7 protein-coding genes are annotated in these 15,925 nt (G+C 58.5%); 4 read left to right on the top strand and 3 right to left on the bottom strand.

From position 1 onward, the window contains the following. The first annotated feature begins 176 nt into the window (after positions 1–176). Positions 177–2,840: a TonB-dependent receptor gene (locus HDE72_RS05965; protein ID WP_183737926.1), complete on the top strand. Its 2,664-nt coding sequence runs from the start codon at positions 177–179 to the stop codon at positions 2,838–2,840. A gap of 421 nt (positions 2,841–3,261) precedes the next feature. After that, positions 3,262–5,877: a TonB-dependent receptor gene (locus HDE72_RS05960; protein ID WP_260176532.1), complete on the top strand. Its 2,616-nt coding sequence runs from the start codon at positions 3,262–3,264 to the stop codon at positions 5,875–5,877. 74 nt (positions 5,878–5,951) lie between these two features. On the opposite strand, the gene aroG is transcribed toward HDE72_RS05960, so the two are convergent. Then, positions 5,952–7,016: a 3-deoxy-7-phosphoheptulonate synthase AroG gene (gene aroG / locus HDE72_RS05955; protein WP_221291181.1), complete on the bottom strand. Its 1,065-nt coding sequence runs from the start codon at positions 7,014–7,016 to the stop codon at positions 5,952–5,954. A 721-nt stretch (positions 7,017–7,737) separates the two neighbouring features. Between aroG and HDE72_RS05950 the strand changes: the two genes are divergently transcribed. Further along, complete coding sequence (locus HDE72_RS05950; RefSeq protein WP_183737922.1) at positions 7,738–10,395, top strand: TonB-dependent receptor; 2,658 nt, start codon at positions 7,738–7,740, stop codon at positions 10,393–10,395. 203 nt (positions 10,396–10,598) lie between these two features. Then, positions 10,599–13,472, top strand: coding sequence for a TonB-dependent receptor (locus HDE72_RS05945; RefSeq protein WP_183737920.1), 2,874 nt, complete (start codon positions 10,599–10,601; stop codon positions 13,470–13,472). A gap of 161 nt (positions 13,473–13,633) precedes the next feature. On the opposite strand, the gene tldD is transcribed toward HDE72_RS05945, so the two are convergent. Continuing rightward, positions 13,634–15,094 (bottom strand): metalloprotease TldD, encoded by a 1,461-nt coding sequence (tldD, locus tag HDE72_RS05940; protein WP_183737918.1) that lies wholly within the window; start codon positions 15,092–15,094, stop codon positions 13,634–13,636. Positions 15,095–15,118: 24 nt separating this feature from the next. Then, positions 15,119–15,919: a carbon-nitrogen hydrolase family protein gene (locus HDE72_RS05935; RefSeq protein ID WP_183737916.1), complete on the bottom strand. Its 801-nt coding sequence runs from the start codon at positions 15,917–15,919 to the stop codon at positions 15,119–15,121. Positions 15,920–15,925: the final 6 nt, after the last annotated feature.

Here is a 15,925-nt window from a genome sequence, read left to right as displayed (position 1 = left end):
ATCCAAAAAAAACCTCTGAAATTGACAATCGGAAGTGTGAATGTTCTGATGACGGCCGCTGAAAATTTTCCGAATTTTCGGTGGTCAATTTTAATTAAGGCAAATTAATGACTGCGTTACATCTTGTTACAAGATATTAATTGCTGAATTAATCATAAAAAGAGGAATTTTAGAGAATGGTTGAAAATGTAATCGCGCGCTCGCTGCGCATCATGTTTGCCGGTAGTCTGGCATTAGGCATGCACGCGGCGTATGCGCAAGAAGCAACAGATGGTGTCATGCAACGCGTCGAAGTCACCGGTTCGAGCATCAAGCGTTTGTCCTCGGAAACAGCGCTACCGATCACCTCGATCAAGGCAGATGATTTCGCCAAGCAAGGTTTGACGACGGCACAGGAAGTCCTGGCCACCATTTCCATGAATCAAAGCTCGCAGGGCAGCAGCCAGTCCGTGGGCGCCGGTACCGGCGGCCAGTCCGTGGCCGACCTGCGCGGCATCGGCGGCGACAAGACCTTAGTCTTGCTCAATGGCCGGCGCATCGCCAGCCATCCATTCAACGGTTCTTCCGTTGACTTGAACATCATCCCCATATCGGCCCTGGAACGTGTAGAAGTGCTGCGTGACGGCGCCTCCGCGATCTACGGCACCGACGCGATCGGCGGCGTCATCAACTTCATCACCAAGCGCTCCGTCAAGGGCGGCTCGGTCTCGGTGGAACATTACCAGCCAGAAAAATCGGGCGGCGGCGATGAATCGCGCCTGAACCTGTCGGGCGGCTACGGCGACCTGAACAAGGATGGCTTCAATGTCTTCGGCGTGGTCGACGTGCATCGCCAGTCAGCGTTGAACGCCAGCGACCGCGCTTTCTCGTCCACCGGCTACATTCCTGGCAAGGGCGTCAATAACCTGAGCAGCACCACGCCAAGCGCCAACTTCACGACCATCAATAAAGATCCGTCGAAAGTATTCTCGGGCAACCCAGCCTTTGCCGGCGGTTGCGCAGGCCAACACCAGCGTCCCAACCCGGATGGCAGCTCGGTCTGCTCGTTCGACGCCGCGCCTTACATCGAAGATATTCCAAAGACCAACCAGGAATCCTTCCTGGGCAAAGCCAGCTTCAAGATCGACGAAGATCATCTGGCGACCCTGGAATACCTGCACGCACGCAGCACCAACGAGTCGCGCATCACGCCGCCGACACTGACCCGCATCGGCCTGACCATCGACCCGACTTCGCCATACTATCCAGGCGGCAGCGCTGGCGTACCCAACGTGCCGGGCCTGGCAGGCGAAGCCCTCAACCTGAGCTGGCGTCCGATGGAAATAGGCCAGCGCGTCGGCTACGACACCAGCACCTCGGATCGCCTGGTGGCAGCGTCGGAAGGCGTGGTCGCAGGCTGGGACTACAACGTCGGCCTGAGCTTTTCCGTCAGCAAGGCCACCAGCGCCTTCGTCAATGGCTACGTGGGCGACAAGCGCATGGTCGATGGCGTGGCCAGCGGCGTGCTGAACCCGTTTGGCCCGCAAAGCGCGGCCGGCCTGGACTACCTGAAAAATTCGCTGCTGCAAGGCGAATACCTGAACGCGAAGATGACCAACACGGGTGTTGACGCCAAGATCAGCCGTGAAATCTATGACTTGCCAGCGGGCGCCGTCGGTTTTGCCGTCGGCACCGAGTTCCGCAATGAAAAAGCCGAGTACAACATCAATACGGCACTCGCTTCGCAAGCATCGAGCTCCGGTTATGCCGAGGCAAAAGACCAGTCGGGCAGCCGCAATATCGGCGCCATCTTCTCGGAACTGAGCGTACCTGTCCTGAAGAGCCTGGAACTGTCGCTGGCAGCCCGTTACGACCATTACAACGATGTCGGCGGCAGCTTCAATCCGAAAGTCGGTCTGCGCTGGCAACCGACCAGCCAGGTATTGTTCCGCACCTCGTACAACACGGGTTTCCGCGCACCGACCTTGTACGACCTGCACGGCCCGATGAGCAAAACCTTCACCGCCGGCAAGTACAACGACCCACGTTTGTGCCCTGGTGGCGCAGCCGTGCCTGGCGCCGACAAGAATACCGCCTGTTCCACGCAACAATATATCCGTACAGGCGGCAATCCGGATATCAAGCCTGAAAAATCGAAAACCTTCAGCGCCGGTGTGGTCATCGAACCGGTCAAATCCGTGACGGTATCGGTCGACTACTTCCAGATCAGGCTGCGCGACAAGATCGGCACCGTGGCCGAACAAACCCTGTTCGGCGACTATGACAAGTACAAGAACAACTTCGTGTACTCGGCCGATGGCAGATCGCTGGACTACGTGGTAGCCAACCTGGACAACCTGGGCGAGATGCACACGGCCGGCGTCGACCTGGGCTTGAACTGGAGATTGCCACGCAGCCAGTATGGCAATTTCACCTTTAACTTCGACGGCACCTGGGTACAGAAGTATGAGTACCAGAACGAGCGCAATGGCGCGTACGTGCAGAACGTGGGCGTGTATGCCGACAATGGTCCGGTATTCCGCTGGAGACACAATGCATCGCTGCAATGGAATCTGGGCAAGTGGAACGCGACCCTGGCGAACAAATACATGAGCGGCTACCAGGATATGAACGATGTCGATGACCAATTCGTACAAAAGGTCAAACCGTATTCGATCTGGTCGCTGTCGGGCATGTATGCCGGCTTCAAGAATACCGAAGTGACGGTAGGCGTGAAAAACTTGCTGAACGAAAATCCACCGTTCACCAATCAATACAATACCTTCCAGACCGGCTACGATCCGCGCTTTGCCGATCCGCTGGGCCGTACTTTCTACGTGCGCGCCACCTACAAGTTCTAAGCTGAGGTTAGCTTAAAACCAGGAAGCCCGGAAAGCTGATGCAGCTTTCCGGGCTTTTTTTTATGGCACTGCAAAGTACGTTTTTTTCTGCGGCGCAGACCAGCGATGGTCTGCGCCGTTTTATTTTACGCGACTAACAAGAAATCAAAACATCACACAACATTTTATGACTCATGAATTATAAAAATTACAGTGTTTTGTTACTTTTTTTCCAAAAAAAGGACGAAAAATTGACAATTACACGCATGAATGTTGTCATGAGGACTCAAAAAATTTGCCAAATATTCACTGGTCAATATAAAAAGAAGCAAAATTATAATGATTAAATTACCAGTTTCATCAAGATAAATGCAACATTTATCAATAAAACAAGGAATTAACAATGATGATAGAAAATGTAATATCGCGGTCTTTGCGCCTCATGTTTGCCACGAGCATGGCGTTGGGCATGCAGGCCGCATATGCACAGGAGACAAGCGATAACACCATGCAGCGGGTCGAAGTCACCGGGTCGAGCATCAAGCGCCTGGCGTCGGAAACGGCGCTGCCGATCACCTCGATCAAGGCGGACGATTTCGCCAAGCAAGGTTTGACGACGGCGCAGGAAGTGCTGTCGACCATTTCCATGAATCAAAGCTCACAAAGCAGCTCGCAGTCCGTCGGTTCGGGTACGGGCGGCCAGTCGGTGGCGGATTTGCGCGGCATCGGCGGCGACAAGACCCTGGTGCTGCTGAACGGCCGGCGCATCGCCAGCCACCCGTTCAATGGCTCCTCCGTCGATCTGAACATCATTCCCATTTCGGCACTGGAGCGTGTCGAAGTGCTGCGCGACGGCGCCTCCGCCATCTACGGCACCGACGCCATCGGCGGCGTGATCAATTTCATTACCAAGCGTTCGGTCAAGGGCGGCTCGGTGAGCGTCGAACATTACCAGCCACAGAAATCGGGCGGCGGCGACGAGTCGCGCCTGAACCTGTCGGGCGGCTATGGCGATCTGAACAAAGATGGCTTCAATGTCTTCGGTGTCGTCGACGTGCATCGTCAATCTGCGCTGAGCGCGGCGGACCGTGCCTTCTCGGCCAGCGGCTACATTCCAAACAAGGGCGTGGATAACCTGAGCGGCACCACTTTCCCGGCCAACTTCTACGATACCGGTAACGGCCTGGTCGGCAACCCGGCGTTCGCGTCCGGCTGCGTCGGCCCCAATCTGTACAAAAACACCTCGGGCAAGAACACCTGCGCCATGGATGTCACGCCCTTCATCGACGCGATTCCCAAAACCCAGCAGGAATCCTTTTTGGGCAAGGCCAGCTTCAAGCTGAACCAGGATCACCTGGCCACCATCGAATACCTGCACTCGCGTAGCAGCAATCAAGCGCATATCTCGCCCCCGCCGATGTCGAACATCGGCTTGCTGATGCCATCGAGCTCGCCTTACTATCCAGGCGGCAGCGGTGGCGTGCCAGCCGTACCCGGCCTCTCCGGGCAAGATCTGGATATCAGCTGGCGCCCGGTGGCATCGGGCCAGCGCAGCGGCTACGACACCAGCACCTCGGACCGCCTGGTACTGGCGCTCGAAGGCGTGCTCGGTGCGTGGGACTATAACGCCGGCCTGAGCTATTCCGTCAGCAAGGCCACCAGCGCCTTCACCGGCGGCTACCTGAACGATCAGCGCATCATCGACGGGATTGCCAATGGCATCTTGAATCCGTTTGGCGCCCAAAGCGCTGCCGGCGAGAGCTACCTGCAGGATTCCGTCCTGAAAGGTGAATATCTGAGCGCCAAGATGACGAGCACCGCACTGGACGCGAAAATCAGCCGTGAACTGTTCAACTTGCCTGCGGGCGCCGTCGGTTTCGCGCTCGGTAGCGAGCTGCGCAATGAGAAGGCGGAATACAACGTCAACCGGGAGCTGGCCAGCCAGGCATCGAGCTCCGGCTACGCCGATGCCCTGAGCCAATCAGGCAGCCGCAACATCAGCGCCATCTTTTCAGAGTTGAGCGTTCCGGTGGTCAAAGATGTGGAACTGTCGCTGGCCGCGCGTTACGATCATTACAACGATGTCGGTGGCAGCTTCAACCCGAAAGTCGGCCTGCGCTGGCAGCCAACGAACCAGGTCTTGCTGCGCAGTTCCTACAACACGGGTTTCCGCGCACCGACGCTGTATGACCTGCATGGCCCGCAAACCAAAACCTTTACGGCCAATAAGTACAACGACCCTCGTTTGTGCCCGGGCGGCGTGGCCATTCCTGGCGCCAACGGCAACGTGGCCTGCGGCGCGCAGCAATATATCCGCTCGGGCGGCAATCCGGATGTCAAACCGGAAAAATCGAAAACCTTCAGCGCCGGTATCGTTCTTGAGCCGACCAAGTCGCTGACCATGTCGCTCGACTACTTCAATATCAAGCTGCGCGACAAGATTGGTACCGTGGCTGAACAGACCCTGTTCGACAACTATGCCAAGTACAAGGACAGCTTCATTTATTCAGCCGATGGGACCAAGCTTGAATACGTGCTGGCGACCCTGGACAACCTGGGCGAAATGCATACCTCGGGCCTGGACCTGGGCCTGAACTGGAAGCTGCCACGCAGCCAGTACGGCAACTTCACCTTTAACTTCGACGGTACCTGGGTACAGAAGTATGAGTACCAGAACGAACGCGGTGGTGAATACGTGCAAAACGTGGGGGTGTATGGCGACAATGCACCGGTATTCCGCTGGAGACATAATGCTTCTCTGCAATGGAACCTGAAGAACTGGAACGCCACCCTGTCGAACAAGTATATGAGCGGCTACCGCGACCAGAACTATGTCGATCCGGAATTCGAGCAAAGCGTCAAGGCTTACTCGGTCTGGTCGCTGTCGAGCGCGTATTCGGGTTTCAAAAACACGGAAGTGACCGTCGGCGTGAAAAACCTGCTGAACGAAGACCCACCGTTCAGTAACCAGACCGGCACCTTCCAATCCGGCTACGATCCACGCTTCACGGATCCGCTGGGCCGTACTTTTTATGTACGCGCCACTTACAAGTTCTAAACCGAGGTCCGTTTACAATCAAAAAGCCCGGCAAGCTGACGCAGCTTTCCGGGCTTTTTTCACCATGGCCTGGCTTACTCCTGATCGCCCTGCAGGCGGCGCTGCTTGACGGCGGCGGCCAGGTTTTCCAGCACGGCCACGCTGGCGCTCCAGTCGATGCAGCCATCGGTGACGGACTGGCCATAGATGAGTTCCTTGCCTGGCACCAAGTCCTGGCGGCCCGCCACCAGATGCGATTCAACCATCACGCCCACGATGCGCTCATCGCCCGCCGCCACCTGGGCGGCGATATCGGCGCAGACGGGAATCTGGTTTTCCGGTTTTTTCGAGCTGTTCGCATGCGAGGCGTCGATCATCAGGCGCGACGCCAGTCCCTGCGCTGCGATAGCCTTGCAGGCCTCGTCGACACTGGCTGCGTCATAGTTCGGCGTCTTGCCGCCGCGCAAGATGATATGGCAATCTTCATTGCCATTGGTCGACACGATGGCCGAGTGGCCGCCCTTGGTGACAGACAGGAAATGGTGGGGCTGCGAGGCGGCCTTGATCGCTTCCACAGCGATCTTGACGTTACCGTCCGTGCCATTCTTGAAGCCTACCGGACACGACAGTCCCGAAGCCAGCTCGCGGTGCACCTGCGATTCGGTGGTGCGCGCGCCGATCGCGCCCCAGCTGATCAGGTCGGCAATGTATTGCGGGCTGATCACATCAAGAAACTCGGTGCCAGCAGGCAAGCCCAGCTCATTGATGTCGCGCAACAATTCGCGCGCCATGCGCAAGCCATCGTTGATACGGAAACTGTTGTCCATATAAGGATCATTGATCAGCCCCTTCCAGCCCACCGTGGTGCGCGGCTTCTCGAAGTACACGCGCATGACGATTTCCAGTTCGCCGGCAAAGCGTGCGCGCTGCTTGACCAGCAGGCGCGCATATTCCATCGCGGCCTTGGTGTCGTGGATGGAACAGGGGCCGATGACGACCATCAGGCGGTCGTCCTGGCCATGCAGGATACGGTGCAGGGCAACGCGCGATGCGGCAGCAGTCTGCGCAGCGGACTCCGAACAGGCAAATTCGCGGATCAGGTGGGACGGCGGAGTCAATTCCTTCATTTCGCGTATACGCAAATCATCGGTGCGGGGCATTATTTTCTCCAAAATTTGAACAGAGGTAAAACCGTGGGGTAAAAAAAAACCGCCATCGGTGGCGGTTTTTTAGAATTTGCTGGGATCTCGTTTTTGCTGCTACGTGAACCGTCCGCTACTCCACCGCCATTGGGTTGGAATTGCTAAAGTAAAAGTAGGCGGTAAAAAAGCGAGCGAACATGCGAGTTATCCAGTGAGTGTTGATTGACTATAACGCCAAATTACAACACTTGGCAAGCATATTTATTATGCGCGAAGTAGTGCAACATGCTTGCATCGTGTACACTTTACCATCGGATGTGGATTTTTTTCCTCCGTCATCAGCCTGTCACTACATAACTTTACAATTGAAAAGTAAGCTATCTTCATTCTGCTTGCCATAGCGTTTCCTCACAAACGTTTCAATTTGTAAGCGACCTTGTCGCCCCTTTCAAAATCCCCTCGCCAGCATCCATGCGGCCTCATCTAATTGGCCGTTCCACATAGGCAAGACACTGCGTCTGCCATGCATCAATTCGTCTTTACATCTGTGATTAATTATTACTGTTGGTTATTTTCACTCTTGTCTTTTTGGTTCTTGACCCTGCTACCGGCGAGGTGATTTGATGAATACGTCTCCTGCATAAAAAAACAGCGAGGCACCACTGTTACAGGCCTAAGGCCACCCCTTTGCTTGTAGACAAATATAAATCACAAAAAATTATTGACCAGGAGTTTTGCCATGATGATAGAAAAATTGCTGTCGCGGTCGCTGCGCCTCATCTGCGCCAGCGGCCTGCTGTTAGGCATGCACGCGGCAGGCGCGCAGAGCATAACGGACAGCAGCACCGATGACTCGGCCAGCATGCAGCGCGTGGAAGTAACCGGTTCGAGCATCAAACGCCTGTCGTCGCAGACCGCACTGCCGATCACCTCGATCAAGGCGGACGACTTCATCAAGCAAGGCTTGACGACGGCGCAAGACGTGATGAACACCATCCCGATGAATCAAAGCTCGCAAGGCAGCAGCCAGTCGGTCGGTCTGGGGACCGGCGGCCAGTCGACCGCCGACCTGCGCGGCATCGGCGCCGACAAGACCCTGGTCCTGCTGAACGGCCGCCGCATCGCCAGCCATCCATTCAACGGCTCTTCCGTTGACTTGAACATCATCCCGCTGTCGGCCCTGGACCGCGTGGAAATCCTGCGCGACGGCGCATCGGCCATTTACGGTACCGACGCCATCGGCGGCGTGATCAACTTTATTACCAAACGCTCGGTCAAGGGCGTTACTGTCAGCGCCGAAGGCTTTACGCCAACCAAGAGCGGTGGCGGCGAAGAGTCGCGCCTGAACGTGACTGGCGGTTATGGCGACCTGAACAAGGATGGCTACAATGTCTTCGGCGTGGCCGACCTGCACAAGCAATCAGCGCTGTCCGCCATCTCGCGCGGCTTCTCGGACACCAGCCTGATTCCGAACAAGGGCGTTGACCGCACCAGCGGCACCTCGCAACCAGCCAACTTCTTTGCCGATAACGGCTTGACTGGCAACCCTTACGCGGCCACCGGCTGCCAGGGCCCGGGCCTGATCGCTACCTCTAAAGGTACCTGCCGCACCGACACGACCAAGTTCATTGATGATATTCCGAAAACGCAGCAAGAGTCCTTCCTGGGCAAGGCCACCTTCAAGCTCAACGAAGACAATACCGCCAGCGTGGAATACCTGCATGCACGCAGCAGCGATACCTCGGCGGTCGCACCATCGCCGTTGATCGGCGTGTCGATGACGTCCAGCAGCCCTTACTATCCAGGCAATGGCACTGTGCCTGGCGTGGCAGGCTTGAATGGCAGCGACCTGACGCTGAACTGGCGTACCGTCGCGGCCGGCAAGCGCGAACAATACGACACCAGTATTTCGGATCGTCTGGTGCTGTCCTCGGAAGGCCTGATCGGCGGCTGGGACTACGATGTAGGTCTGAACTACTCGGTCAGCAAGGCTGCCAGCGCCTTCGTCAATGGCTACACCAATGACAGCCAGATCATGCAAGGCGTGGCCAACGGCATCCTCAATCCGTTTGGCGACCAGTCTGCCGCCGGCGCCGCCTATATCGATGCGGCCCAGTTGCACGGCCAATTCCTGGCTGCAAAAATGACCAGCACCGGCGTCGATGCAAAAATCAGCCGCGATATCTACCAGTTGCCAGCAGGCGCAGTCGGCTTCGCCGTGGGCACCGAATTCCGCCACGACAAGGCTGACTATGACGTGAACACAGCCCTGGCTTCGCAAGCGCAAAGCTCCGGTTATGCCGATGCACAAAACCAGTCCGGCCAACGCAATATCGCCGCCCTGTTCTCGGAACTGAGCGTGCCTCTGCGCAAGGACCTTGACCTGTCGCTGGCCGCCCGTTACGACCATTACGATGACGTCGGCAGCAGCTTCAATCCGAAAGTGGGATTCCGCTGGCAGCCGACCAAACAAGTGCTGTTCCGCACCTCGTACAACACGGGCTTCCGCGCCCCTACGCTGTATGACCTGCACGGCCCGGCTACCACCACCTTCACCGGCAACGCTTATGACGATCCGAAACTGTGCCCTGGTGGAAATGCAATTCCAGGCGCCAACGCCAACGTAGTCTGCAACCAGCAGCAAAACATCCGCAGCGGCGGCAACATCAACCTGAAACCGGAAAAATCGAAGACCTTCTCGCTGGGTATGGTGCTTGAGCCTGTCAGCTCCGTGACCCTGTCCTTCGATTACTTCAATATCAAGATCCGCGACAAGATCGGTACTGTGGCAGAGCAAACGCTGTTCGGCGACTATGCCAAATACCAGCAAGACTTTGTGTATTCGGCCGATGGCAAGACGCTCGAATATGTCAACGCCAATCTGACCAACCTCGGTGAAGTGCATACCTCGGGTATCGATACCAGCCTGACCTGGAGACTGCCACATAGCAACACCTATGGCGACTTCGGCGTGCAGTTCGATGGCACCTGGGTACACAACTATGAATACCAGAACGAAGCCGGCGGCGCCTACATCCAGAACGTAGGCGTGTATGCGGACAACAATCCGGTATTCCGCTGGAAGCACAATGCATCGCTGAACTGGTCGCAGGGCAAATGGGGCGCCAGCCTGTCGAACCAGTTCATGACCGGTTATCAAGACCAGAACCTGGTCGATGCACAATATCAGCAACACGTGAAAGCCTATTCCACGTTCTCGCTGTCCGGTTCGTACAAGGGCTTCCACAACACCGACATCAGCGTCGGCGTGAAAAACCTGTTTGACACCAACCCGCCATTCACCAACCAGGGCACGGTATTCCAGACCGGCTACGATCCACGCTACACGGATCCGCTGGGCCGCACGCTGTATGTGAAAGCCAGCTACAAGTTCTAAGCTGATCACTTAAAGCACGACAACAAAAGGCCAGAAAAGTTCATACTTTTCTGGCCTTTTTTCAACTGTCGTACACCCACCACAAACGACAATAAAACGATCCCTAAGTCATGCACAACTGATGCAGATCGAATCTGGCGACAGGCGCCCCGGCAAAACTGGGAGTTCAGGCAAACACCTGCACATCCAACCGGGAGAACAGCATGTCGCGACATTGCAAGGCAGGAACATTCCTAGTCACCCCCATCGTATTCGCATTGCAATACGCCTTCGCACCAGGCGCCGTGCTGCTGGCCCTGCCTGCATTGGCGCAAGCACAGGATGCCGCCACGGGCGCAACTATCGCCCGCGTGGAAATCACCGGTTCCAACATCCGCCGCGCGCAGGCTGAAACGGCATCGGCCGTGCAGACACTGAGTGCCGCCGACATCGAAAAATCCGGAAAATCGAGCGTGGCCGAACTGCTGCAAACGCTGGCTGTCGACAACCAGGGTTCGGTCCCCACCACCTTCGGCAATGGCTTCGCTGCAGGCGCCTCTGGCATCTCGCTGCGGGGCCTGGGCACCGCCTCGACCCTGGTGCTGCTCAATGGCCGCCGGGTGGCGCCATATGGCCTGGCGGACGATGGGCAAAAGGTCTTTGCCGACCTGAACATCATTCCGCTCGACGCCGTCGAACGGGTGGAAATCCTCAAAGATGGCGCCTCGGCCATCTATGGCTCGGATGCAATTGCCGGCGTGGTCAATGTGATCTTGCGGCGCGACTTCCAAGGCACCACGATCAAGGGCAATTACGGCAAGACCAGGTACTGGGATGGCCGCGATGCGCACGCGGCCATCATGCATGGTTTCGGCGACATCGACGCCGACCGCTACAACGTGCTGCTCAACCTGGAATACAGTGAAAAAGCGCCGATCTGGAACCGCGACCGGGCCGGACGCGGCGCTGTCGGCAGCAGCGACTTGCGCAACCTGGGCTTCAGCGCGCAGCAGGCGCTGGGCGGCACGGGCGCCATCACCACCAACAATGCGGCCGGCAGCGCCATCAACGGCAATGTGCGCAACCCCGACACGCTCGATTACTACAACCGTGGCAACCTGGCTGGCGCGGGTTTTACGCGCACCTTCCCGGCTGCGGCCTGCAGCAACTTCACCACGCATGCGCAAGGCGATCCGGGCGGCGGCTGTTTGATTGATTCTGCGCAACAATACGGGCAAATCCAGCCCAGGCAAAAGAACCTCAACTTCTTCGGCCGTGGCGCCTGGCAACTGACGCCCGAGCTGCAGACGTATGCCGAGGTCAACCTCTACCACAGCGAATCGACCTCGCAGACGACGCCATCGACCATCAGCGGCTCGGTCGGCTATCCGGGCGGTCCCGTCAGCAATGCAGGCGTCTCGCTGGGTGCCACGCATCCGGACAATCCCTACTTCGGTACCGCCGCCCGCCTGCGCTATCTGGCCGGCGACGTGGGGCCGCGCGTATCGAACATCGATTCCACCTTCCAGCGCTACGTGCTGGGCATCAAGGGCACGCTGGCCGGCTGGGATATCGACAGCGCCCTGCTGTACTCGCAAAACCGGGTCTCGAATGAACAGAACGGTTTCCTGCAGCGCGACGTGGCTTTTGCCCTGCTCAACCCGACCGCCGCCAACGTGGCTGCCGCCAGCCTGAACCCTGCGTATGCCGCCCTGCCTGCGGGCAGCCTGTGGCGCATCGCTGAAAACGCCGGCCTCAATTCGCCGGCCCTGTATGCGGCGCTATCACCCACCATTTCCAATGACGCCAAGACGCATATCGGCCAAATCGATTTCAAGGCCAGCCGCGAAATAGGCAAGCTGAGCGGCGGTGCGCTGGGGGTGGCGGTGGGGACGGAATTCCGTCACGAAGCCACGGAGCTGCAACCGACCACGGGCACGGAACGGGGCAATATCATCGGCCTGGGCTACTCGGCCTACAAAGGCAGCCGCAACGCCTCGGCCATCTATGCCGAGGTACTGGCGCCCGTACTCAAACAGGTCGAACTGTCAGGCGCCTTGCGCGCCGACCATTTCAGCGACGTCGGCAATTCCTATACACCGAAAGCAGGCATTAAATGGACGCCGCTACGCGAACTGGCCTTGCGCGGCACCTTCGCCAAGGGTTTTCGGGCTCCCAGCGCGGCAGAAAACGGCGTTGGCGGCCTGGCGGCGTTTTCCACCGCCACCGACCCCTTGCGCTGCGCGCTGGGCGTGACGGCTGCCTGCGATCCCGCCTCGATCGCCATCATCACCTCGCCCAACCCGAACCTGTCACCGGAGCGCTCGCGCAGCTATTCCCTGGGCGCCATCTGGGACCCGCTGCCCCGCACCAGCGTCTCGGTCGACCTGTGGCAAATCCGCCGCAAGAATGAAATCAACCAGGAACAGACGGATACGGCGATTGCCGAAGGCCATGTGGCGCGCGACCCGTCCACGGCCACCGGCATACCGGGCGACCCTGGCGCCATCACGGCCGTGCTGGCCAACTATGTCAATTCGGCGCAAACAACGGTGCGCGGCATCGACGTCGATGGCCGCCAGCGTTTTGATCTGGGGCATGATTATGGCAGCTTGACCTTCGACGTGAAATGGACGCATTTGTACAAATGGCTGCGCACGGAGCAAGATGGCACGCAACGTGATTTTGCCGGCACGCATGGCAATTGCGACGTTTCCAACTGCATGGGCACGCCGAACAACCGGGTCAACCTGGGCATCACCTGGGAGCGCCAGAACTGGCGCGTATCGACCAACGTCAACTACCGTGGCGCACTCGACAATGTGTTGTTCAAGAACGATCCCGATGGCTGCGCCACGCATTTCGCCGACGGTTCGGACGCGCCGCGCGGCTGCCGCATCGCCTCGTTTACCACGGTGGACCTGACCGCCCGCTGGCTGGCCACGCCCAAGCTCGAAGCGTATGCGTCGATCCAGAACCTGTTCGACAAGATCGCCCCGCTGGACCCGCTGACCTACGGCGCCACCAGCTACAACCCGCTCGACTACGCGGGCGCAGCAGGACGGTTCTTTAGCGCAGGCTTGAAGTACAAGTTTTAATTTTCATTACATTTGTTGACGTAACGGGCATTTCAGGAACCGTAGCGAGCAAGCCCAATATTGGGTTGAGTAGCGGAGCTGTACATTCGTACGGGGGCGCCAAGCCAGCGAGCAACGCAAACTCAAGAGTGGGCTGCGCAGTAGGTTGCTGGACTGCCTACCTAAGCAGTGCCGCCTACCGTGATACCGTCGAGGCGAAGCGTTGGCTGCCCCACACCCACCGGCACGCTTTGGCCTTCCTTGCCGCACACGCCCACGCCGGAATCAAGACGCATGTCGTTACCGATCATCGAGACGCGATTGAGCACATCGGGGCCGTTGCCGATCAGGGTCGCGCCCTTGACTGGATAGCTGAGCTTGCCGTTTTCTATCATATAGGCTTCGCTGGCCGAGAAAACGAACTTGCCGTTCGTGATGTCGACCTGGCCACCGCCAAAATTGACCGCATACAAGCCGTTTTTGACCGATGCCAGTATCTCGCCCGGGTCCTTGTCGCCGCCCAGCATATAGGTGTTCGTCATGCGCGGCATCGGCAGATCGGCAAACGATTCACGCCGTGCATTGCCCGTCACGGGCATCTTCATCAGGCGCGCATTCATGGTGTCCTGGATATAGCCTTTCAGGATGCCGTCTTCAATCAGGGTGGTGCATTGCGTGGGGTTGCCCTCGTCATCGATATTGAGCGAACCACGGCGGCCCGGCAAGGTGCCGTCGTCAACTACCGTCACGCCCTTGGCAGCCACGCGCTCGCCGATGCGGCCCGAAAACGCCGATGAACCCTTGCGGTTGAAATCGCCTTCCAGGCCATGGCCTATGGCTTCGTGCAAGAGGATGCCGGGCCAGCCCGGTCCCAGCACGATGGTCATGGGGCCGGCTGGTGCGGGGCGCGCTTCCAGGTTCACCAGCGCCGAATTGACGGCGTCGCTGGCGTATTGTTCCAGCACAGCATCGCTGAAATAATCGTAGCTGCAACGCCCGCCGCCGCCGGAAGAACCCGTTTCACGGCGGCCATTCTGTTCGGCGATCACTGTCAGCGAAAGCCGCACCAGCGGCCGGATATCGGCCGCCAGCACACCATCGCTGCGCAGCACCAGCACCACATCGTATTCGGCAGCCAGACCCGCCATCACTTGCACCACGCGCGGGTCTTTGGCACGCGCCATTTTTTCCACGCGCTCCAGCAATTGCACCTTGGCCGTCGCGTCGAGCGAGGCCAGCGGATCATTCGGCAGATACAGCGAACGGCCGCCCTGGAGCTGTGTCTGGCCTGCTACCTTGATCTTGCCGGCGCCCGCGCGTGCTATCGTGCGCGTGGCGGCGGCCGCTTCCAGCAGGGCCTGCTCGGAAATCTCGTCGGAATACGAAAAAGCCGTCTTGTCGCCAGACACGGCGCGCACGCCGACGCCCTGGTCGATGGAAAAACTGCCCGTCTTGACGATGCCTTCTTCCAGGCTCCAGCCTTCGCTCTTGGTGAACTGGAAGTACAGGTCGGCGTAATCGACCTTGTGCGTAAACATCGTGCCCAGTGCCTTGAGCAGCTTGTCTTCATCCAGGCCGAACGGCGTCAGCAGGATGTCGCGCGCTACGGCCAGGCTGGACAGATTGGGTTCAAATGGGATCATGGCTATCTATTCTTAAAATTCAACTTACATGGTGCGGTGCGCCAGGGCTGGCAGCGATTCGCGCACGCCCGCCAGGAACAAGGGGTCGATGTCGCCTATCACCACGCCCTCGCCTTCGGGCAATACCGCCTTGATTTCGCCCCAAGGGTCGATCAGCATGCTGTGACCCCAGGTGCGGCGTCCGTTCGGATGCAAGCCGCCCTGCGCCGACGCCAGCACATAGCACTGGTTTTCGATGGCCCGCGCGCGCAGCAGCACTTCCCAGTGGGCGCGGCCCGTCGTATGGGTGAAGGCGGCCGGCAGCACGATCAGCGCGCAATCGCCCATGGCACGGTACAGTTCAGGAAAACGCAAGTCATAGCAGACCGACAGGCCGACCCTGCCAAACGGCATTTCGATGCTGCGTACCTGGCTACCGGCGACGATGGTGCGCGACTCGTTGTACGACTCGGCGCCGCGCGTAAAACCGAACAGGTGGATCTTGTCGTAGCGGCCGGCCGGCTCGCCTTGCGGGTCATACACCAGGGTAGTGTTGAGCACTTTCCCAGCCTGCTCAGAGACCAGCGGCAAGGTGCCGCCTATCAGCCAGATGCCATGCTGGCGCGCCATCTGCGCCATGCCATCCTGGATGGGGCCGCTGCCAGGCCGCTCGGCATGGGCCAGCTTGTCTGTCTCTTGCTGGCCCATAATGGCCCAGTATTCAGGCAAGACCACCAGCTTGGCGCCGCCAGCCGCCGCCTGGGCCACCAGGCGCTGCGCGGTGGCCAGGTTTTCCTCGACCGAGGGCGAGGAAATCATTTGGATTGCTGCCACTGTATGCATCATGTCACC

Origin of the sequence: Janthinobacterium saanense (assembly GCF_014200675.1) — a bacterium.
Taxonomy (GTDB): domain Bacteria; phylum Pseudomonadota; class Gammaproteobacteria; order Burkholderiales; family Burkholderiaceae_D; genus Janthinobacterium.
The sequence above is the reverse complement of the archived record's forward strand: the minus strand, read 5'-3'. Positions and strand labels throughout refer to the sequence as shown.

Coding starts and splice junctions, on each gene's coding strand:
- HDE72_RS05965 (WP_183737926.1), top strand. CDS start 177: ATGGTTGAAAATGTAATCGCGCGCTCGCTGCGCATCATGTTTGCCGGT.
- HDE72_RS05960 (WP_260176532.1), top strand. CDS start 3,262: ATGTTTGCCACGAGCATGGCGTTGGGCATGCAGGCCGCATATGCACAG.
- aroG (WP_221291181.1), bottom strand. CDS start 7,016: ATGCCCCGCACCGATGATTTGCGTATACGCGAAATGAAGGAATTGACT.
- HDE72_RS05950 (WP_183737922.1), top strand. CDS start 7,738: ATGATGATAGAAAAATTGCTGTCGCGGTCGCTGCGCCTCATCTGCGCC.
- HDE72_RS05945 (WP_183737920.1), top strand. CDS start 10,599: ATGTCGCGACATTGCAAGGCAGGAACATTCCTAGTCACCCCCATCGTA.
- tldD (WP_183737918.1), bottom strand. CDS start 15,094: ATGATCCCATTTGAACCCAATCTGTCCAGCCTGGCCGTAGCGCGCGAC.
- HDE72_RS05935 (WP_183737916.1), bottom strand. CDS start 15,919: ATGATGCATACAGTGGCAGCAATCCAAATGATTTCCTCGCCCTCGGTC.